This window comes from uncultured Planktomarina sp., from assembly GCA_943788425.1.
Classification (GTDB): domain Bacteria; phylum Pseudomonadota; class Alphaproteobacteria; order Rhodobacterales; family Rhodobacteraceae; genus Planktomarina.
In genome coordinates, this window is record CALSQF010000002.1 from 26359 (window position 1) to 48202 (window position 21844).

At 46.0% G+C, this 21844-nt stretch carries 19 protein-coding genes; 7 read left to right on the forward strand and 12 right to left on the reverse strand.

Going from position 1 to position 21844, the window contains the following annotated elements:
* Positions 1–257: 257 nt before the first annotated feature.
* Positions 258–632 (reverse strand): hypothetical protein, encoded by a 375-nt coding sequence (locus ABLW18_RS02255; RefSeq protein ID WP_347823260.1) that lies wholly within the window; start codon positions 630–632, stop codon positions 258–260.
* 55 nt (positions 633–687) lie between these two features.
* Positions 688–2307 carry an FAD-dependent oxidoreductase gene (locus ABLW18_RS02260; protein ID WP_347823261.1) on the reverse strand — a complete coding sequence of 540 codons (1620 nt, stop codon included), beginning with the start codon at positions 2305–2307 and terminating at the stop codon, positions 688–690.
* Positions 2308–2809: 502 nt separating this feature from the next.
* Here ABLW18_RS02260 and ABLW18_RS02265 point away from each other — a divergent pair.
* The 6 genes from ABLW18_RS02265 (at position 2810) to ABLW18_RS02290 (ending at position 7947) form a co-directional block, all read left to right on the forward strand.
* Positions 2810–4006: an MFS transporter gene (locus ABLW18_RS02265; RefSeq protein WP_347823262.1), complete on the forward strand. Its 1197-nt coding sequence runs from the start codon at positions 2810–2812 to the stop codon at positions 4004–4006.
* A gap of 104 nt (positions 4007–4110) precedes the next feature.
* Positions 4111–4926: a TIGR03084 family metal-binding protein gene (locus tag ABLW18_RS02270; protein ID WP_347823263.1), complete on the forward strand. Its 816-nt coding sequence runs from the start codon at positions 4111–4113 to the stop codon at positions 4924–4926.
* A 185-nt stretch (positions 4927–5111) separates the two neighbouring features.
* Entirely contained in the window at positions 5112–6011 is a 900-nt protein-coding gene (gene rarD, locus ABLW18_RS02275) for an EamA family transporter RarD (RefSeq protein WP_347823312.1), read from the forward strand.
* Between the two features lie 270 nt (positions 6012–6281).
* Positions 6282–7043 carry an SDR family NAD(P)-dependent oxidoreductase gene (locus tag ABLW18_RS02280; RefSeq protein WP_347823264.1) on the forward strand — a complete coding sequence of 254 codons (762 nt, stop codon included), beginning with the start codon at positions 6282–6284 and terminating at the stop codon, positions 7041–7043.
* 142 nt (positions 7044–7185) lie between these two features.
* Entirely contained in the window at positions 7186–7569 is a 384-nt protein-coding gene (locus ABLW18_RS02285) for a DUF2147 domain-containing protein (RefSeq protein ID WP_347823265.1), read from the forward strand.
* Between the two features lie 159 nt (positions 7570–7728).
* Positions 7729–7947, forward strand: coding sequence for an HIT family protein (locus ABLW18_RS02290; protein WP_347823266.1), 219 nt, complete (start codon positions 7729–7731; stop codon positions 7945–7947).
* A 475-nt stretch (positions 7948–8422) separates the two neighbouring features.
* Here the strand turns inward: ABLW18_RS02290 and ABLW18_RS02295 are convergent, their stop codons facing one another.
* From ABLW18_RS02295 to ABLW18_RS02320, 6 genes are all read right to left on the reverse strand, one after another.
* Positions 8423–9499, reverse strand: a complete 1077-nt coding sequence (locus ABLW18_RS02295) for an ABC transporter ATP-binding protein (RefSeq protein WP_347823267.1) — start codon at positions 9497–9499, stop codon at positions 8423–8425.
* Complete coding sequence (locus tag ABLW18_RS02300; protein ID WP_347823268.1) at positions 9499–10578, reverse strand: ABC transporter ATP-binding protein; 1080 nt, start codon at positions 10576–10578, stop codon at positions 9499–9501. The genes ABLW18_RS02295 and ABLW18_RS02300 overlap by 1 nt, the downstream gene beginning before the upstream one ends.
* Position 10579: 1 nt before the next feature.
* Positions 10580–11428 carry a carbohydrate ABC transporter permease gene (locus ABLW18_RS02305; RefSeq protein ID WP_271488782.1) on the reverse strand — a complete coding sequence of 283 codons (849 nt, stop codon included), beginning with the start codon at positions 11426–11428 and terminating at the stop codon, positions 10580–10582.
* A gap of 2 nt (positions 11429–11430) precedes the next feature.
* Positions 11431–12297, reverse strand: coding sequence for a sugar ABC transporter permease (locus ABLW18_RS02310; protein ID WP_271488780.1), 867 nt, complete (start codon positions 12295–12297; stop codon positions 11431–11433).
* A 71-nt stretch (positions 12298–12368) separates the two neighbouring features.
* Positions 12369–13904, reverse strand: a complete 1536-nt coding sequence (locus ABLW18_RS02315) for an extracellular solute-binding protein (RefSeq protein WP_347823269.1) — start codon at positions 13902–13904, stop codon at positions 12369–12371.
* 40 nt (positions 13905–13944) lie between these two features.
* Positions 13945–15090, reverse strand: coding sequence for an NAD(P)-dependent alcohol dehydrogenase (locus ABLW18_RS02320; RefSeq protein WP_347823270.1), 1146 nt, complete (start codon positions 15088–15090; stop codon positions 13945–13947).
* A gap of 88 nt (positions 15091–15178) precedes the next feature.
* Here ABLW18_RS02320 and ABLW18_RS02325 point away from each other — a divergent pair, with 88 nt between their 5' ends.
* Complete coding sequence (locus ABLW18_RS02325; protein WP_347823271.1) at positions 15179–17104, forward strand: sigma 54-interacting transcriptional regulator; 1926 nt, start codon at positions 15179–15181, stop codon at positions 17102–17104.
* 128 nt (positions 17105–17232) lie between these two features.
* Here ABLW18_RS02325 and ABLW18_RS02330 read toward each other — a convergent pair whose 3' ends face one another.
* From ABLW18_RS02330 to ABLW18_RS02345, 4 genes are all read right to left on the reverse strand, one after another.
* Complete coding sequence (locus ABLW18_RS02330; protein ID WP_347823272.1) at positions 17233–18321, reverse strand: D-TA family PLP-dependent enzyme; 1089 nt, start codon at positions 18319–18321, stop codon at positions 17233–17235.
* Positions 18322–18728: 407 nt separating this feature from the next.
* Entirely contained in the window at positions 18729–19760 is a 1032-nt protein-coding gene (locus tag ABLW18_RS02335; protein ID WP_347823273.1) for an extracellular solute-binding protein, read from the reverse strand.
* Positions 19730–21121, reverse strand: coding sequence for a sensor histidine kinase N-terminal domain-containing protein (locus ABLW18_RS02340; RefSeq protein ID WP_347823274.1), 1392 nt, complete (start codon positions 21119–21121; stop codon positions 19730–19732). The genes ABLW18_RS02335 and ABLW18_RS02340 overlap by 31 nt, the downstream gene beginning before the upstream one ends.
* Positions 21118–21786 carry a response regulator transcription factor gene (locus ABLW18_RS02345; protein ID WP_347823275.1) on the reverse strand — a complete coding sequence of 223 codons (669 nt, stop codon included), beginning with the start codon at positions 21784–21786 and terminating at the stop codon, positions 21118–21120. Before ABLW18_RS02345 ends, ABLW18_RS02340 begins: the two co-directional genes overlap by 4 nt.
* Positions 21787–21844: the final 58 nt, after the last annotated feature.

Consider the following 21844-nt stretch of genomic DNA (forward strand, 5'->3'; position numbering starts at 1 on the left):
GTTCAATAATTGACGCCACTGAGCGAGAGCAGCGGCACGGTTCAGCTTAAAATTCAGGCGTGAGTAAAGGTGATGTTAGGGCAGCAGCTAACACCACACTTAGCCCTTGTTGCGCCATCAGCACAACCAGAGTCGCCACGTAACTGCGTTGCGAATTAAACAAGTTTGCGGCGATGCGCAGGCGTGCGGGCGCGTGGCGAAATTGCTTTTTCTAACGGACTAAGCAATACGCCCTTAAATGCTAAAAATAGCTTCAATCAATTGAGGAGAATCGTAAACTGCGAGGTAGCCAAGGCAATTGCTAGGCCCAAGTTCATAAGTCTTAATACGACATATGGCTGGGCAGAAACATCCTTGTAAGCATTCGTCTTTTTTGTTGCGGCGGAAGCATCTTTTATGTTGGCAATTTGCGATCTGAGCGTTGCATCACCCCAGACAATTGTAAAAAGCGCGGTAGCTAGGATTGGGACACTCAAGGCAAACTCATGGCCGGCGGTGTCCGCAAATAAAAGAAATGCGTAGTTCACGCTGCTTGCCATAAATGCAATTATAATCCCTACAATCTGAAAGCTGATAGCATAGAATAAGCCACTCAGACTCGTATCTTTTGTTTGTGTGACCAAATCATTCATTACTAAACCTTTCGTTCAGACATTTAGCGAGTAGGTGTGTCAAAGACTGTAAGTCTCATTTAGTTAACACTATTTTATCTCCAAGACCTGAGGCCTTTAGATGCTCCGAGAAATAGTTATTAAAAAATGGTAGGCCCTCGGCTAATTTCAAAAACTCTTGCCGTGTGACAACCAAAACCTTCGCATCCTCAACTGCAACCGCTGTAGCGATACGACGACTTGCACCTAAAAGTATAAGCTCGCCAAAATGCTCACCTTTGCTCAAAATACGGCTCTCTTCTGATCCAGTCTCGCCGTTAGTGCTTGTAATGCGAATTGTTCCTGAAACTATTGTATAAAGTCCATCGGCGCGGGAACCGTTTTCATAAATCCGATCACCCGCACGATAGTATACGTATCGCGTTCCAGGCTCGTTTTGTGAAATAATTTGTGCAACAGACCGTCGGGATAAACCATCCATCAGCCAATTCCACAAAACAGAAATACGAGCCTGCGTCCCTGGGAGAAGGGAAATATAATAAATCCGCCAAAGTAACCAGGCCGCCCTACCAGTAAGTCTCAATCCTAAAACCTCTGCAACCCCACGGCCAGCGCCTAGAGAGGCCAATGCACCTTTTGATTTATATTTAAAAGGCTTCGTATTTTTTTTCTCGATGACATTTTTGATATTTAAAGAAAGATGGGCCGCTTCGCGAACTGCAAACTGTGCGGTGGGTGGAGCGAAATCTTCTCTTTTGGATGCATTTTCATTAAGCGGTATAAGTGCGCAATCACCAATAGCCCAAATATTATCCTGCCCTTCAGCTTTAAAGTCACGTCCAACCAAAACACGACCATCCTGCAAACTAAGCGGCATATTTGCGACAATAGCAGAGGGGGTGTTGCCTATAGTTGCGACTATGGTGCGGGTATCGATCACCTCATTTTCACTCGTTACAAGCTGAGTGCCTGTCGCTTTGGCCACACCAACGCCCAGCTGAATTTCAATTCCACGTTTTTCTAAGTTGGCATATGCATAATTAGCCAAACTTTCAGGCATCTCATTTAAAATTCTCTTGGAAAACTCTAGTAAAACGACCCGTATCTCTGATGGCTGAATGTTAGGATATTCAACCAAAGATCGATCAATCAATTCCTTGATTTCACCAACTGTTTCAACACCCGAGAAACCACCACCAATCACGCTAAACGTCAAAGCTCCTTTTTTAACTTCCGGCAGCCGCGTGATGTCTGCGTGTTCGAGGCGTTCAATAATATGTGCGCGCAAACGCTGTGCATCGCTAAGAGTTTTCATTGTAAAAGCATGTTCACTCAATCCCGGCGTCTTAGACAAATCATTCCCCGATCCGAGTGCAATCACAAGATGATCATACTCTAATATCGTTGGGCGACGCTGCACGCCCTGAAAGACCGTTACCTGCTGTAATATAGGGTCTATGCTGTCAATCTCTGCCTTTCGCATTGAAACACCTTTAGTCAAAAACCGCAGTGGCGATACTGCATTGATTGCGGAAATAGCCCCTCCAGCAATTTCAGGCAAAAGAGGTTGAAATACAAAATAATTGTCGCGGCTCACAATTTCTATTTCGCCCTTTCGACCCATTAGTTTCTGAATATTACGCGCTGCGTATAACCCGGAAAATCCTCCACCAAGGATCAAAATTCGACAAGCCATAGCAGCTCTCCTTACCTTTAATAATTTACCATTTCATGCAGCATGCTGCCACTCTTGGACAATCGTATGCAGTCAGCTGTCAAGCAGTAACAGTTAATATCGGCTAAATTAGGTAAAATTAAAAATGCTGTAACCGCATAAAATGGCATTTCAGAAAACAGATTTAAGTTGCCACTAAGTTTGGGAGAATTAGCATCGGATTGTCGGTACAGCCAGAGCCCCCCCTCTTGGGTGTCTTGGCCCCCCTAAAACTGTGCCACTATTTGTTGCGCAAGGAGGTTACACAAAATGGTACTGAAACGGTATTCGGATGAGGATTGAAGATATTGCGCGAGATTGATGTTCATTTGCATGATGGGTTAGATGTTGTGAGCTATGAGGTTTGCTACCTTTAGAAGATTATGTTGCTGACATAGGCAAGAGGGTTAAACGCCCGTAGCGTTTATACAGGCTGGAATTTTATCATATTGTAACGATTCAATCGATCCATTAGCTCTCGATTATGAACCTATCAGCCTTAACCTTTAAAGATTTCCGTATTTATATTTGTGGTAATATTTTTGCATCTAACGCTGTTTGGATGCAAAGGGTCACTATAGGTTGGATCGCGTGGGATTTGACCTCATCAGCATCTTTTGTTGGCATGGTTGCATTTGTAAACTTTATACCGTCGTTACTGGCCGGCCCATTTTTTGGCGTACTTGTGGATCGAGTAAGAGTTAAGCAGGCTGCCATCTTTACACAATTCCTATCGTTTATGATCGCTATAAGTTTTTATGCATTTTTCGTTCTTGGGATTTTGAACGAACTTAATTTATTATTTTTAACGCTTTGTACTGGAATGGTGGTCTCAGCACATTCCCCCGTTCGAATGTCGCTGGGACCACGCCTGGTTGCCAGTACTTCAGTCGCCTCAGTTGTGACTCTAGGTGCTATCAATTTTAATTTAGCAAGATTAACTGGACCAGCAATTGCAGGATGGATTATTGCGTTTTATGGAATTCAGGCTTCACTTTTCGTTCAAATACTTTGCTACCCACCATTTCTCTTAGCTTTAAGCTTTCTAAGACCACGGCGTGAATTGGCTTTAAATGCGCGAAAAGAAGCATTCATGAAAGCACTAACTTCAGGAATTTTATATTCATTTAAAAACCCATTAATTTTAAAGGCACTTTTAATAACTGCGTTGTCTTCTTTTTTACTGCGCAGTGTTCTCGAAATTTTGCCTGTGATCGCGGATGGCTTCTTTGGACGTGGAGCAACAGGGCTGGGGCTGCTGACGTCATCCGCTGGATTTGGCGCACTATTAGCGGGTGTAGTTAAAGCGTTTTCTTCTAGTCAGCCTCCTGGGATATTGCCCAAGTATGTGCCTATAAGTATTTTTTTTGGTTTTGCATTTATTCCACTCATTGGTCTGTGCGGTTCGTGGTCTCTGACGCTAGGTTTTATTTCTTACTTGGGATTTGCTGGGACTCTGTCCGGGATATCGCTCCAAAGTGCTATCCAAATGGAACTGGAAGACAGTTTGCGGGGGCGTGTAATGAGCCTTTGGACCATGGCTGCAATTGGTGGTACGGCATTAGGCGCAGTTTTTTTAGGTGGATTCACTGATTACCTAGGGGTAGTGCCGGCGCTTGGATTGACTGGCTCGCTTGGTTGTTTATTGTTGGTTATCTTACTGAGTATTGCCGATAATTAAGCCAACTAGCGAACTTTTATGCAAAAATGCCCTCTTAATTTTTTGAACAAATCATCTTTATTGTTGGTAATATATAAATGAAAAGAAACGGTTTAGGGATAACAATGCAACAAGCTCACGATTATTTGGCCGAGGTTGACGAATTGTCAAATTTGTTGCGCGATCAGCTCGAAAGTATCTTTTTAAAAAAAACTCTTTTTAAATCGTGGACCGTGAATGACGTGATTGGACATTTATACATGTTCGATTTTGCAGCTTTAAAGTCACTGCAAAACGAAAATGAGTTTGCAAAGATCTACTCCAACGTTTCATCTCATCTAGATCAAGGGATGTCACTTTTAGAGAGCCAATATCCTTTTTTGACTGAGCTTAGTGGGAAAAATTTGTTTGAGCGGTGGTATGGTAACAGCAGAAAATTGGGGGCAGCTTTTGCTGGTGCGGACCCCAGTGTGCGTCTGAAGTGGTTTGGACCAGAAATGAGCGCCAAATCTAGTATAACCGCTCGTCAAATGGAAACATGGGCGCATGGTCAAGAAATATTTGATGTTTTGGGAGTAAAGCGTACCGCACATGATAGAATTAAAAATATTTGCCATCTTGGAGTCGCTACGTTTGGTTGGAGTTTCACGAATAGAGGCCTGAAAGTTCCAGACCACACCCCGTATGTTAGGTTAATCAGTCCCTCCGGGAAGATATGGGAATGGGGTGACAGCGGATCATCGTCATCGATCAACGGTAACGCATCGGAGTTTGCCGAAGTCGTCACACAAGTTCGTAATGTTCAAGACACGAAGCTAAAATCCGAGGGCGCAATTGCGAAAAACTGGATGAAAATAGCCCAATGCTTTGCCGGACAGCCTGAAAACCCTCCGCCCAAAGGCAGTAGATTTACGGTGCCGCGAGTAAATTTTGGGGTTTAGCCAACCTTCAAATACATATCTTTAGATGCAATTCAAAAGCTATGAATTTTGCCAGAGTATTAATATTAAAACGGTTGCACTCGGCCTATCTGTCATCATTCCTTTTCTTGTCCACTTGCTTATATTTTTCAATAACTAATAATTTCGACTTGACCTTCAATCCGTTTTGTTGCGCTGGTATTTTCATGCATTTGCAAAAAGATAATGATAGCCCTGCGGGCCTCGCCTTTGCAGTCTCAGCTTATATCCTTTGGGGATTTCTACCGCTGTATATGAAGCTGTTGGATCATATTCCCGCATTGGAAATTGTAGCTCATAGAGTTATTTGGTCTGTCCCTATTGCTGGTTTGGCCTTGCTAGTTATGGGACGTACGTCTAATTTGCGAGCAGCATTGTCTAGCGCCCAAGCAATTTCAATGGGCGCTGTTACAGCGGCTCTCATAGCGGTGAACTGGGGCATTTATGTGTGGGCGATCAGCTCTGGTCATGCCTTAGACGCCGCTTTAGGTTACTATATTAATCCACTATTCAGCATTGCTCTTGGAACTGTGTTTATGGGTGAGCGACCGAATAAATGGCAAATAGTTGCCATTGCTTTGGCGACTTCCGCGGTTATTGTTTTAACATGGTCTGCGGGAAAGCTGCCATGGGTTGCCATCGGACTATTTATGAGCTGGGGATTTTATGCTCTTTGTAAGAAAAAATTGCCAATCGGACCAAACCAAGGTTTTTTACTGGAAATATTGATATTATTACCATTCGCTCTTTTAGTAGCGACCTGGTATGCCGTTCGCAACGAGAGCCATTTGTTCACTTTAAGTTTCCGTGATGGCTTTCTCTTGCTAGGCTGCGGCTTAGTAACAGCAGTTCCTCTAATGCTCTATGCAAATGGTGCTAAACGATTGCGCTTAACCACCATCGCCATATTACAGTACATCGCACCAACTATGATCTTTTTATGTGCGGTATTTGTTTTTGATGAGCCTTTTGGACGGGAGCGTATGATTGCTTTCCCAATGATTTGGCTAGCTTTGATCATCTATTCAGTCTCTCTTATTAATCAAATGAAAAAAGACTTAGCTTAGAGGTTTTTAAGTCTGTTTTCATCAATTTTTTTCTTGTGACGCTGACATTTATTAACAGATAGAAAAAGAAAAAAGCACTAGAAAAAACTAACCTAGTTTGCAGCGACGCGCGGCCGTGTGACGGAGGTGTTATCTATATTGATGTAAAAGCGAATGTTGCGACATCCCATCTGCAAAAATTGCTTAGCTTTAAAATTATTCTTTACGGCGCTACTATTATAATCATTACTTTATTTGAATTAAACTTGGGCAAGGCGTTGGAGATCACAAATGATCGAAAAGACTGAAACTCTACATAACTTTAATCAACAATGCTTTATAGTCACGGGAGGTGCGCAAGGTCTCGGCGGAGCAATCACTCGAAGACTGGCCGCATCAAATGCAACAATTGCCATCTGGGATATAGATGCAGACGCAAGTGCGCAAATGAAAGAACAGCTAGGTAACAATGTCGAAATCTTCGAAGTAGATATTTCAAACGAAACCTCAGTCGAAATGGCTATGGCAAATACGATTGATTGGTCCGGTGTTGTACATGGTTTAGTCAATTCTGCAGGAATAGCGGGGCCGAATACACCGTTAGCTGACTATCCTATCGATGCATGGCGTCAGATTATGCAAATTAACGTAGATGGAACCTTTCTAACCAACCGTGCTGTAGTTCCTCTGTTACAGGCTCAGGGCTATGGTCGTATAGTCAACATATCTTCTGTCGCCGGCAAAGAGGGCAATCCAAATGCGTCAGCATATTCGGCATCAAAGGCTTCGGTAATAGCAATTACAAAATCTTTAGGTAAAGAACTGGCCGAGTTCGACATCGCAGTCAACTGCGTCACACCAGCAGCTGCGCGCACCCGAATTTTTGATCAAATGAGCCAAGACCATATCGATTATATGTTGTCTAAAATCCCCCGCGGTCGTTTCGTCGAACTCGAAGAAACATCAGCAATGGTATGCTGGCTACTATCCTCCGAAAACAGTTTCACTACCGGTAGTGTTTTTGATCTCAGTGGTGGTCGTGCCACGTATTAACTCAATTGACCAAGGTAATCTCTAGTGGGGCACTGTCAGACGAATGGGAACCCTGCCGTGAGACGCATTTTAATGTGGTAGTTGTATTTCATGTCAGTTTAGCTACCGTATTCATGTAACCAAATTTTACGGGGGTATAATAATGCGACATCTTTCAACAATTTTGACTGCGATTAGTCTAATTTGGGCTACGTCGACAGCGGCAGAACCAGCTCTTGGTGTTTGGAAGTCGGAACCTGGAGAAACGGGTGGTTACATCCACGTAGAAATCATACCATGTGAAAATAATTTATGCGGAGTAATCACAGAAGTCGTCGGTAACGACAATCGTTCGATAATCGGCCGTAATATAATCAATAATATGAAGATTAAAGGTAATGGTAAATATAATGGTGGTACTATTTGGGCACCAGATACCGATAAAACCTACAGATCACATATGACACTTGATGAAGACATACTTACTGTTAACGGATGCGTGGCAATGATTTTGTGTCGAGGGCAAAAATGGACACGCCTAGATTAACTTACCCACGGCAACGCACATACGCTAAACCCCCGATAATGCTTCTTAAGCTAACAGGTAATATCACAGGCTATATTTCCTCGACAGAACAACAATCACACCATTGTCTTGGCCCCCTAAAACTGTGCCATTATTTGTTGCGCAAGGGAGTTACGCAGAATGGCACTGAAACGGTATTCGGATGAGGATGCGCTAAAGACATTGCGCGAGATTGATATTCATTTGCATGATGGGTTTAATGTCGGTGTGAACTCTGGGCTTTTTGCTGGCCAGACGATCTTCCATGCGCACATACACTTGATCCCACGGAGAGAGGGTGATGTCGTTGATCCTAGAGGTGGCGTCAGAGGTGTGATCCCAAGTAAGCAAGGGTATTAGACTTGAGGCGCTGGGCTTTCGCTTCATGCGGTACACAAATCAGGTACACTTTCGGTACACAAAAATACAAGCGACCCGTTTTTAAATATTGTATTTAAACAATAAATATACAATAAACGCTCCCTACCGCTGGAGCCATTTAAAACAACACCTTAGAGAATTTCGCGGGTGTTTTTTTATGCGTACAGCTAAATTAGCTCGTGATTTATATAAGTATTCAAAAAATGTGGCTCTAACGAGCCTAATACCTTGTGACCCTTGAATAAGGGCCTCTAACGCCGCATTGCATGCAAGCACCAACTGATTTTGTGCTGTCAGATATATCAACCTTCGTATCGAATAGAGGGAACACCCTAGTCTATGAGCAAAAAACCAGGAGTTACTCCGCTAGATCAGCGACGCAGTCTATTTTGAATATTGAGACGCGCGTAGAGGTGGAGTTGGCGTGATGCAAAATTATTCCGGCAGCATCACTTTATGAGACCAAGATATCAGCAGCATAAACACAGCAATTTTCAGCCGGTAACTGTAGTTCCACACGGTCCACCGGTACGGCTATATCTCGCTCGACCTTAACTTTAGTGACATGCCCTTCAAACACTGCAGTCACGAGTTTGTAATTGCCCATATCTTCCACCCGTTGCACGTGAGCGGTAAACGTATTTGCGCCTTTTGCTTCGACAATTCGGATGTACTCAGATCGGATACCCAACTTTAATGGCGCTGATCCAACTTTGGACAAATCTGTGCCGGTCATGATCTCTGCACTGCCAATTGACAGCATATATCCCCCAGAGGCCTGACAATCAAAAAAGTTCATCGCGGGCGCGCCAATAAAATAACCAACAAAGGTCGTTTTGGGTCGATCAAACAGCTCAGCGGGGGAGCCCACTTGCACAATTTTCCCAGCATCCATGACAATGATATTTTCGGCAAAAGTCATGGCCTCATTCTGATCATGGGTCACATAAATCAACGTAGAGCGATATTTTTGATTGATTTCTTTCAGTTGACGACGCAGGCGAAATTTCAAATCTGGATCAATAACCGTAAGCGGTTCATCCATCAAAACTGCTGCTACATCATCGCGCACCAATCCACGCCCCAGTGAGATCAGCTGTTTTTGATCCGCGGTCAATCGGCTAGCCGATTTTTTCAGCAACCCCTGCAGACTTAACGCCTCGGCCACTTCCTGGACTTTAGCATCAATCACCGATTTTTCATAATTCCGGCATACCAAGGGAAAGGCCAAATTTTGCTTAACGGTCATTGTGCCGTAAATTACCGGGAACTGAAATACTTGCGCAATATTACGCTCAGACGTAGACAGTGTAGTCACATCCACACCATCAAAAAGCAGTTTCCCCTCTGAGGGTTGCACGATACCAGACATGATGTTGAGCATGGTCGTTTTACCACAGCCCGAGGGTCCTAAAATCGCATAACGGCCGCCATCAACCCAGGTCATATTAAACGGGTCCAACGCATAGTTCATATCCGCCGCCTGCGGATTGTACGAATGCGCAATATTTTTCAGTTCAATTTCAGCCATTATTTCAGTCCGCCATAGGGTGAAGATTTCAATCTTCCATCCGTTGCAAATGCATAAAGATGGGTGGTATCAAATTGCGCTGACACGGTCTCACCGATATTGAAATTCTGAACTGAATCCAACAGGCCCACCACCTGCACATTCTCATGCTTGAGATGTAGGAAGGTTTCTGAGCCACTGATCTCAGAAAGCTCAACGGTAAAAGGAAAGCCCCCATCTGCCAGGCTGATCGCCGCTGCCCTCAGACCAAAAATATAGGAGCCCTGCGGCAGCGCCTGACAATGCTCAGGCAGGTCAAAGTGAATTTCCGAGCTTAAAATAACTTTTCCATCGGCCACTGTTCCTTCAAACAGGTTCATCGCTGGGTCATTGGTAATTTGCGACACTTTGGTCGAGTTGGGGTTCTCATACACTTCTTTGGCACTGGCCTGCTGCAAGATGCGCCCTTCATCCATTACCAATATCTGCCCACCAAGTTGCATCGCCTCGACCGGGTCCGTCGAAGAATAAATCAAAATAGAATTTTCGGAGGCTTTTGCGCTAAAGATGTTTCTGAACTCTTCGCGCAATTGTTCGCGCAATTTATAATCCAAATTCACCAAGGGCTCATCCAGCAGCACGATATTAGCCTCTTTTACTAAGGAGCGTGCAAGCGCCACCCGCTGTTGCTGCCCACCCGACAAAGCTTGTATTTTGCGGTTTTCGAACCCATCCAGCCCCACTTGTGACAAGGCCCTCATAACCCGATTACGAATTTCGGTCTTCGGCATACGGCGCTGCTTCAGTGGAAAAGCCACATTTTCATATACGCTCAGATGTGGATAGTTGATGAATTGTTGATACACCATTGCCACTTCACGCTTCCAAACCGGGATGCGGCCAAAATCGCGACCGTCCAAAGTTAAGCTACCGCTCTCAGGCGCGATTAGTCCTGCAATAGTTTTGAGCAGGGTGGTTTTACCAGCTAAAGTCCGTCCGATAATTGTATAAATTTCACCTTTAGACATTTCAAAACAAACATCATTCAAGTGATATTCCGTATCTGGCTTGAGACACAGGTTCGAGGCAATGAGTGACATTTTATTTCAACGCTCCAGACAGGTTACCTTTTGACAAAAATCGTTCGACGATGAACGCAACGACAACCAGAGGTGCAACACTGACCAGCGCTGCCGCTGATAGGCTCCACCATGGTGTGATTGATGAATTTAGAGCCACAATCGCGACCGGCAGGAGTTGTACTTCAGTAAATGTCAGAATGAATGAAAAGAAAAAGTCGGTCCAACCGAAGATCATGCAAAACATACCTGCAACAACGATCCCAGGGATCGAATTTGGAAGCACTACTTTGTAAAACGCCTGATAGGGATTACAGCCATCAATCAGTGCAGTTTCGTCAATTTCGCGCGGCACTTTGTTGAAGAAATCAACCATGATCCAAACAGCAATTGGCATCAACAAAACAATATATACCAAAATGAGCCCCACGAGAGTGTCCAGCAACGAGAATTTGCCGAGCATGATAAAAAACGGAATCGCCAAAACAACAGGCGGCATAATACGCTGCGAGATGAAGAAGAAAGTTATATCACCGTTGCGAATAGGGCCCGCTTTGAAGGTAAACCGTGATAATGCATAGGCAGCCAACGTACCCAAAAGGATGCTAATCGCACTACCAGCAGCTGTTACAAACACACTGTTAAAGAATGGCTCAACAATGGCCACACCGCCTTGTGCCGGCGATTTCCAGAGCGCTCGCCATCCTTCCAATGTTGGCTCAAAATCTACCCAAGGGATGTAAGTCGCTCCATTGGTAACCGATTGGAAGTCTTTAAACGAGGTCGAAATTGCCCATAGAAAGGGTGCAATCACAAAGACGGACCACAGAGTGACAGCTAAGTATTTAAGAGTGGTGTAAAAGTAGCCCATGATTAATTACCCCGCACCATCAGTTTCACCAAAATCTTTGCAATAATCGTGAAGCTGATGATCATGATGATCAGATATGTCAAAGACAGCGCCGCAGAATATCCAAATTGGAACTCTCGCAAACCTTTGATAAAAATATAAAAACTTGATGTTTCGGTTGAAGTTCCCGGCCCTCCAGAAGTTAGCACATAAACGGTATCCATGATCTTTGACGCTTCGATCAGCCGTATGATGATTGCACCAATCGATATCGGCGCCATCAATGGAAAGGTCACATAAACAAACGTCCGAATAGGCCCAGCACCGTCGATAGAGGCAGCCAAATAAGGTTCTTTGGGCAGTGACAAAAGGCCTGCTAACAGCAACAGAAACATAAATGGGGTCCATTGCCATACCTCGACAAGAATAACCGTAAATTTGGCTAATATTTCGCTGCTAAGCCAAAGTGGATTCATTCCAAAGAGATTAAAAAAATCATTCACCGGACCAAGCGATTCATGGAAAAATGTGCGCCAGATGACGGTCATAATAACAGGTGTCGTCATCATAGGGATCAAAAAAAGCACTCGGAAAAATCTCTGGAAAACAATATCCTTCCACACCATAAGTGCGAGAGAAAAACCGATGACATATTGTAGAAAAACCGTGGTGAGTGAAAGCATGCTCAAACGGCCAAACGCTTCCCAAAACCGCAGGTCATCTGTAAACAGTCGGATATAATTCTCGATGCCAATAAAATCCAAACCTGGGTAGAAGCTGTCCCAACTTGAAAGACTTAAGCGGACCGTAAACCCAATCGGAAATATCAAAATGCCCAGCAGGACCAAAAGCCCAGGAAGCAAGAACATGTATTTATGTCTGAAGTTCATTGGTGATCACCCTATTTTGCATAGAGCGCCCCAGAAAGGGGCGCTCTAGTAATCTTTAGCTATGATGCGACTTACTCTGCGTCTTCCAGAGCTACACCAATAGCATAAGCTTCTCGGATTGTATCAGCGCCAATACGCTTTACAATTTTTGTCCACTCAGCGGCCACCTCATCTAGAGCTTCTTGTGGTGATAACTGGCCAGCCAACGCCTTAGAGGTGCCCGTTGCAACTGCGCTATTGAATTGGAAAACACCTGGCACCCGCAATGGGAACACACGGTTGGTGCTGCCTTCTTCCATTTCCATAAGAGTATCCGCATATTGCTTGGCAATCTCAGGATCCCAACCCTGACGCTCAACATAGATCTCAGGAACAAAGTCTGATTTCTTGAACGGGTTCACACCAAAGCGACCAATACCTATGTCAGCTTGGTGATTGGCGTCATTGGCAAAGAAGCAAAGATAGTCAAAGGCCATATCATGGTTCTTGCTTTTCTTGGCAACCGCAGCTGTCCAGCCCCAAACTATGTAGGGTGCCTGGTTAAACTCTTGTTCCCAAGCTCCACTATCACGGTTCCAAACTCGAGTTGCGCCTGGTAGTGGCGCTGCGCCGACTTTGTTTTTGATTGGGCTGTCATCTTCCATAGCCTTAACGAAAGCATCATCCCATGAGAAGCTAAACAGAGTTTGTCCACCGCCAAACGAGTTGATTTCATCGCCAAGGCCGAAGTTGATACCACCTGGCGGCACGTATTTCGTCGCTTCGACCCAATCGGTCAAAGCTTCAACAAAACCTGGCCCATTGATCAATGGCTCCATAGTTTCAAGGTCAAAGAAGAAACCACCCTTGACCCGTGGGTTCTTTGAATAGGCCACCGAACGGCTGAAAAACGCCGCAAACATCAGGTCGTCTTTCTTCATAACTTCGGCAGATCCATATTCGAGCTCACCGTCGTTATCCCAGTCCCAACCGTTGAAGAACGCAGCCATTTCAGCATATTCTTTCCAAGTCTGTGGAATGCGTAATTCATTGCCCGTTTCGGCTTTGTATTTTGCTTGATATTCAGGGTTATCAATCACATCTCTACGATACTTCAAGTAGTGACGATCCCCATCGATTGGAAACTGGATCATCTCACCATCCCAAGAATTCACGTCGATATGGCTTTGAGTGACATCCTGCATTTGCGCCATATTTACATATTTTGCTGGCACGGGCTGCAGATATTGCTTCCAATCGCGGATAAAGTTGGAAAAACCAAAAACGATGTCATAAGGAGCTTGGCCCGCCTGAAACGGAACCATGGCCTTTGAATACAAATCGCCTGCTGGCGTATGGATCACGTTAACTTCAGCACCCGTCAACGCACTAAACTGTTCCGCGTGAAGCGCTGTTGGCTCACCCATAACTGGTACAGCATGCGTGTTTATGGTCAATTTTTGGCCACTGTAATCTTTTTTCGACATGGCGTCATAGGAGCATTCACCCGCTATATCACCCGTATTTTTTATGTGTGGAAACTGATCGCTCCATTGATCTGCATGCGCAAGGCTGCCCAGCAAGGCAGTAGACCCCACTAAAACGCCCACTCTTATTGAATTTTTCATTATTCTTCCTCCCATTTATGTTGATTTAGTAGGTTAGTTATTAAGGTATCAGGACACCGCGTCCCTTCACCTTACCGTTATTCAAATCCTGCAAAGCCAGGTTGGCATCAGACAGTCTATATTCTTGCGTAGCCAAATTCACGTGGCCCTTGTCGGCTAGAGACATTAACTCCGTAAGTTCAGCCCATGTTCCCACTAAATTCCCAATTATATTTTTTTCTGTGGTGATCATCTCAAAGGCACTCACGTTGATATCTTCGCCATAGCCAACGACATAATAACTTCCCATATCGCGGGTCATAGCCAAGCCTTTAGCAGTTGTTCCGCGCTCAGCTACAAAATCTAATACGGCTTCGGCACCCTTGCCTTTTGTCAATTCCAAAACTTTTTGCACCTCGTTTCCGTCAGCTTTGACTAACGCATCTGCGCCACAAGTTTCAGCAAGCGCTAAAGCCATGTCGGAAGGATCAACAACAATAATTTCCGCCGCACACATTGCGCGCAAAACTTGAATGCCAATATGTCCTAATCCGCCAGATCCAATCACAACACATTTTTCACCGGGTAGGAGATGCCGCGATGCTTTTTTAGCAGCGCGGTAGGCGGTAAGCCCTGCGTCTGAATAGGCTGCAACTTCCTTAGGAACCAAAGTTTGTGGCAATTTTACAATATTTCGCACAGAGGTTTTAAGAGCCTCGGCATAACCGCCGTTGCAATCGACTCCAGGAAACATGCCATTTTCACCGTGCATGTCGTGCCCCCGCCGGCATGCCAAACACGTACCACCAGTTATTTTCGGGTGCACAATCACAGGGTCACCTTTTTTGAGACCCTCAACTTCACTCCCGACGTCTTCAATCCAGCCAGCGTTTTCGTGGCCCATTATGAGTGGCAGGAGTGTGCGATCCGCATCAGTCGCCTCGCGCCAAACACCTTCAATGATGTGCAAATCAGTCCGGCAAACGCCGGCACCGCCGATGCGGACAATAACATCGCTGGCTTTCTCAATTTTAGGATCCGGGACGTTTTCCAAGTCAACCCAAGACGGTGCTGTCAGGTGATCGTCATATTGTTTTAGAACTTGCGCGCGCATAATTAGCCTTCCAATCTCTCTGCCTACTTCTTCGTAAAGCTTCGACAAGCTGGCGCTTTCCAGCAAGATTAAAAAGTGTTCACTTCTGGTCATGATAGCCTGAAAACTGTTCACTTTATGAACACTAAGCTAATTTGCAGTTTAGCGAGAAAAGTCCTAAGTTTTACGCTAGGAGAAAAAAATGATCTTATTCAATGGCAACTTGGGCGGCGATCAAGGTGATCAATTAGCTCAAACCGCACTTGGTACAGAAATTGAAATCTCACAGGCTTCGCTAGCAGATAGTTGGAAGCGTAGCTCGTCTTTTGGTTTAGATCCAAATGGCAAACCAGTAGACGCCGTGATATCTGAAACTGAACTTTATCAATCGAACCAAAAAAACGAATACATTACACAGTTCGTAATGCCTGAACTGGAGCTTTTATATAATCAAATCGCCGGCACAAATTTTATGGTAGCCTATGCGGATAGTGAAGGCGTTGTCATAAATGCTCTGCGAGACGAAGACTTCAAAAACAGTGATGCCGGCAAAGCAGTTATTCCAGGGTCTATCTGGACTGAAGAATATCGTGGTACAAATGCCTTGGGCTTGTGCTTACATACGGGCTCTTCACAGATCGTAGCTGGACGCGAACATTTTTTTCACAAACTTGGCAATTTGTCTTGCTTTGCAGCACCAATTTACAACCCTAGTAACGAAATTGTGGGAATGATCGATGCAACATCTGATGCATCATCACGGCAACACCACACTCTTGCATTAGTTAAGCTGGCTTGCAAAAACGTTGAAAATCGCTTGTTTACCGATGCGTTTGAACACTCAATGATTATTAGTTTTCACGCTCGCCACGAATATCTTGGGACTACAAGCGCTGCATTATTAGCCATAGACGAGCATGGGTTTATTGATGGTGCAAACACCAATGCAAAAATGATGTTAAATGGCTTAAACTTGTCTCATAAACGCCATTTTGGCGATATTTTTTCTATTCCGTTTTCTAACATAATTAACAGGCTCTCTTCCAATGAGATTATACGCATCCACGATGTCATGGGATCTGCCGTTTTCATGGCGATGAAAGAAAGTACGACGAAACGCATTGTTGACATAGATTTACAAAGTCGCTCAAAGGCGCCCAGCATAAAATTGCTACCGCAGGTTTCTCACACAGACAAAAAAGATCCCGAAAATGTAAAAATCAAGCGGAGTTACATAGCGGAAGATGCCGGTTTAAAACGACACTTATTGATGGCTAAAAATGCTCTGAAATACGAACTTCCAGTGTTTATTGAAGGTGCCCGTGGTTCTGGTAAGAAAGCTACAGCAACCGAATTGCACAAACTTCTTTTCTGCGAACAGCCTTTGGTCGAAATAAAATGTAATTTATTAACGGCAGAGAATTACGAAGAAATGTTGTTTGGAGAGGCGGGAAGGCTGGCCTATTTTCAACCTTCATCCTCAATTTTTTCTGCAAGCCTTCTAGATAGGGCGCGTAATGGGAGCCTGTTTTTAAACGGTATCGAAGCGCTGCCGATCGTGGCACAAAAAGCCCTCATACAAGTCCTGGAAGAACGACAAGAAGCGCAAATTGACCAGGGCAAAACTGAAATTTCTGCTGTATTCTCTTCAAGCCGGTTATCTTTTACAGAGCTAAAAGCCAGTGAAGATTTAGACCCAGTCTTTCTTGAAGCGCTACAGGGATCGCAAGTTGTTCTGCCACATCTTTCACAAAGGTTAGACTTTCGGCTGTTAGCAACAGAGCTATTATACCAGGTTTCGCCCTCTCATAAGTTTTCCAAATCGGCTTTAGATGCTTTACAGAAGCGCGACTGGCCGGGCCAGGTCAAACAACTTAAGAGAACAATTCAAATGTTACTTGCTAATGCTGACGGACCAATCATCCGCGCTGAGGCTATCTCAGGTGGCACTCAACTTAAATCAGAAGAGTTAACACCATGCATGGCATGTTCCAATTCACCGGTGCGCAAAGAAAGCTGCGTTTTAATCAAAAAAACATGGCTTGAAACGGGGGGTAATGTTAGCCTTGTGTCACGCAGATTGGGTGTATCACGGACCACAATTTATAAACATCTCAGCAGCGAATAATCTCTAATGACGCTGCCAAACACATGAAGCCGCACCAGAGTGTTGGTCTCGCCCGGCTCTAATCGCTCAATAATTCGCGCCACTAAGCGCCACTGGCAGCCGCGTTGCGATTATTTTGACTTTATCGATCAAACCAACCTGCCTCGTGCAGACACTGGAATTGCCTCTATAATGGTATCACCCCGAACCGCCACGAGTTGATCAACCATATTCACAGTGACGCAGACGTGGTTCGGGATCACACGCAAGATATCGCCAACCGCTGGCTTGGTATGACAACGCGACAGATCAAGGAAACCGTGCTCTTCAGCAAATTTATGGATGCGCGCTTTCGGATGCTCAAGGATCAACCCATACCCGTCTAGACCACCAGTGTCAGATGTCAGTGTTTTGGAGCCTGCATCCAGAATACCGCGGTCCTCGCCTCCGCGGCTAACCACACTGGTAAATACGTGGAGTGCGCAATCGCTTTGCTGCGCAAACCCAGCTTCGATCATCATGCGATCATTGAAAATGCAGGTGCCTGCCCGATGTTCAGTTGCGCCTAACAAATTGCCAAGATTGGAAAAATTCGGGGTTCCTCCAGTAGAAATAATTCCGTGGCTCATACCGAACGCCGCCAGTCCCTGGGTCATTTTGTCCAGAAATATCTGTGTCTGAGGCCAAGTATCCAGCGCCGGATAAAATAGTAGGCCAGCAAAGTTGAGCATTGGATCATTGTGGATGATTTGGGCCAATGCGAGTGCTTCACCTGGCGTTTCAACCCCCGCACGTTTTTGCCCCGTGTCACATTCAATCATCACATCCAAAGGTCTGCCAGACTCACGCGCTGCATTAGAATAGGCATCAAGTACAACCGGATTATCAGCGCAGACCTTGAGAGCAAAACGCCGTTGTAAAGCTGCCAACCGACCCGAACGCGCCGCTCCCAACAGATTGGTTGCGACAATGATATCGGTGATGCCTGCATCCGCCATCACTTCGGCCTCACCTAGCTTTTGGCAGGTAATCCCACACGCGCCAGCCTCGATCTGCATCTTTGCCAAAAGCGGTGATTTATGGGTTTTGATGTGCGGACGGTTTGCCACCCCGGCCTCATCACATAACTTTTGAGCGCGTTGAACATTACGCTCAACGACATCAAGATCAATAATCAGACAGGGCGTACCAAAATTCTTTATAACCTCGGCCTTCAGTCTGTTTATCGCATCAGTCATTCTGTTCAGCCTGATTGAGGTACGCTTCAGCCAGTAAAATGGGATTGTATCTTGTGGGCACTGTCAAAGGTGTGTTCTCCGTCCAGATATTTTTTCATCCTAGCAATCCATTGCTATGCGATCAAACGAACGATTACTAGCGTCCGATTGCCAGCACAAATTTCACCCCTGCGGTCCAAACTTGATGCCTCTCAACAAGAGCAGCGGCGCGATTCAGCTTGAAATTTGCGGCCGCGTTAATCCAGTGATAGTCGCCATGCGAACCACATCACGACGAAACGCCTCTGGGTATCTCTTTGCCATTCTCTATCTCTTTCATAACAAACATTGCTCGAAAGAGCCCGGAACTCACCCGCCACAAATCCGCCCTGCCCTCATCCTAGTTTACTCTGACAATCTATACGTTCCTATTCTTGGCGTATCGAATTCTCCCAATTGCGTAAGAAGGCTTTTCGCTTCAAACGATCCAAGAACACCAACAATCCCGGGCCCAACCGAATGGGGCGCAGCGCCTTTTGTTTGTCAGATGCGCCCTCAAAAACTGGCGGTAAGCCAGTTGTTTTGGCCAAGCTTTCTTGCGTGGGCTTGGATAATAGAAAATCTATCATACGCCCAGCAACATCCGGATTTTGCGCGTTTCGCGGAATAAATGCGGTGCGCATCATCACCGTCACATAATCTTGCATTGGCACAATCGTGATGCCAGGTTCATGCGCCAGCCGATTTTCCGCATAAGAGCCCAGCACATTATAAGCCAGCGCCAAACGACCTTGGTAAACGTCGTCGATCATAGCCCCGGAACAACAATAAAGCCGGGTGTTAAGACGGCCCATCACCTCAGTCAAACGCCAAAAACTGTCTGTATTGCGGCTGTCTTGTGTCGCAAATAAATATCCAAGACCCGAGCTGCGCACATCATAAGTTCCGATGCGTTGATCGAAAATCTCTGGATGCGCGCGCAACAAATCGATCAGCTGTTCGCGATTTTTCGGTATTTCCAATCCTGCAAAATGCGCGTCCGAAATTACCAAAGCCGCAGGCTCTTGGGTGAAAGAAAACAGCTGGTCCTGCCATTGAGCCCAAGCAGGAAGTCGCGCAGTTTGGGGCGAAACATACTGTTGTGCAAAACCGTCATTGGCCAATTTGGTTTGCAGATCCATAGCTGATGAAATCACCAGATCAAAAGGCGCACCCTCGTCATAAATTGCAGCCATTAACTCGGTGCTACTGGCCACAGTATAATCAACCGTGATCCTTCGGTTGATTGATTGAAACCTACGGATCAATGGATCAAAGGCGGCGATGTCGGCGGTCGAGATCACCCTTATGGTTTGCGTGGGCATAGGGACCGTGTAAATCTGGTGATCTTCGATCTCAAAAGCGAAACTTGCGTTAAAACATACTAAAATTAGACCAATGGCAAATAAAATGATACGCATGCGCCGCCTCCTTTGGGGTCTGTATGGTTGGTAATTTCGACAAGCCCCCCATGGGCACGGGCAACCTCGTCCACAATGGTCAAACCGAGGCCAGAACCAACAATGTCATTGACGTTTGTGCCGCGTTTAAAGCGCTGTAAATGGTCGCTCAGATTGGCCCCGGCAAATCCGCGGCCTTGATCGGCAAAACTGAGGATGTGGTTATGGGCATCCCGGGCGAGGGTCACTGTTATGTTACTGTCGGCGGGTGAATATTTTATCGCATTGTCTAAGATATTTCGCAATGCGTTTTGCAGCAAAATCGGATCACCATCAAAGTCGAAATCGCCGCCCTGATCCTGCGTTATTATTGAAATATCCTTAAGTTCCGCCGTGGGCGATAGGCGCTCAACGGTTTCTGCCATCAATTTGCGTAAATCTATCGCCTCAGTTTGAAACTGATCGGCGCGAAAATTCACCATCGCATGATCCAGCAGTTGCCCCGCTGACCGCGAGCTTTCGTCAATAGCGCGTATCATCTCCCGCAAGGCAGTTTTGTTTTTGGATTTTTCCAATCCGCGGTGGATCACCTCGGCTTGTGTGCGCACCGTCGCCAAAGGCGTGCGCACGCGATGCGCGGCTTCAACGATGAAATCCTCAGATCGGGTAAGGCTGGATTTTAGCCGCTCGATCAACGAATTTAGCGCGGTGATCAACGGCACCAATTCCGCCGGTGCCTGTGTTTGAACAGCGCGTAGATCGCTGGGTCCGCGGCGGGTCACAGCACCGGCCACACGATTAAGGGGGGCAAGCGCGCTGTGGGCGGCCCATAGGCTAAGCCCAGTAGCGACAAAGAAAAAGGCGATACCAATGGCCACCGCCAGAAGCGTGATCCGCGACGATATTTGCACTAGCCCAAGGCGTGTCTGCGCCACGACGATGCGCACCAATGCCTGGTGGCTTTGGCTGCTAACAAGGCGTGTTACAACCACGGCGCGGACCTGTTCACCTCGATACTCAAAGGTGGAAAATTCCGGCTGTTTGGGCACGCCCAACGCCGCTTTAGCCACCAGATCATCATAGCCAGTTAAGGTTTCACCATCCACCAACACACGATAAAACACGCGATCTTCGCTGATTGTGCCCAACATGGACAACGCCGAATAAGGCAATTCAAGCCGCACCTGTCCGCCCTCGGCAAAAAGTGCATCGGCAATCGACGTCGCTGAAGCCGCCAAAATATTGTCCTGCGTATCAGCCGCTGCGCGTTCGGCCACGCCACGTACGATCACGAACAATACCAGCGACAATAGCAAGGCAATGAGCGACAATTGGATTACCAAACGCCTTTGCATAGACCCTTTTGGCAGCAGACTCGTCATGGCCTTGCGACCAAACGGTAACCCAAACTGCGCACTGTTTCTATTTCCGCGCCCGTGCCCGCCAGCTTTTTGCGAAGCCGCCCGACATAGACCTCGATCGCATTTTCAGAGACATCCTCAGACAGCGAAAACAGACGGTCCATAAGATGGTTCTTGGAAAAAATTTGGGCTGGTGCGGCAAAAAATATCTCAACCAGCCGTAATTCGCGGTTTCGAAGATTTTGACTGGTGTCATTGGCCGTCAAAGTGGCCTCTTGCGGATCTAAAATCACACCTGCGAACTCTAACCGATTCTGCGCCGCCCCGCCTTGCCGACGCAAAACAGCGCGACATCGTGCTTCTAATTCGGCGAAATCGAAAGGTTTCGTGACGTAATCATCGGCGCCCAAATCCAACAATGTTATTCGATCCGAAACTTGCGAGCGGGCTGTCAAAACGATTACGGGCGTTTTGTTTTTGGCCTGCCTATGCCGCGCCAAAAAATCGCGACCATCGCCATCTGGCAACATAATATCAAGCAAAATCAAATCGTAATTTGTTGTATCGACAAAGGCACTCGCATCATTCAGTCCAGTGGCGTGATCCACCGCGTGACCATCCAATGCAAAACGCTCGCAGACGGCACGAGCCAGTTGGGCACTATCTTCTACCAACAGAAATCGCATCAACTTCCACTTTCGTTCTTCATGACAGGTTGCTGTCAGCTTTACTGGTTCTGCTAGC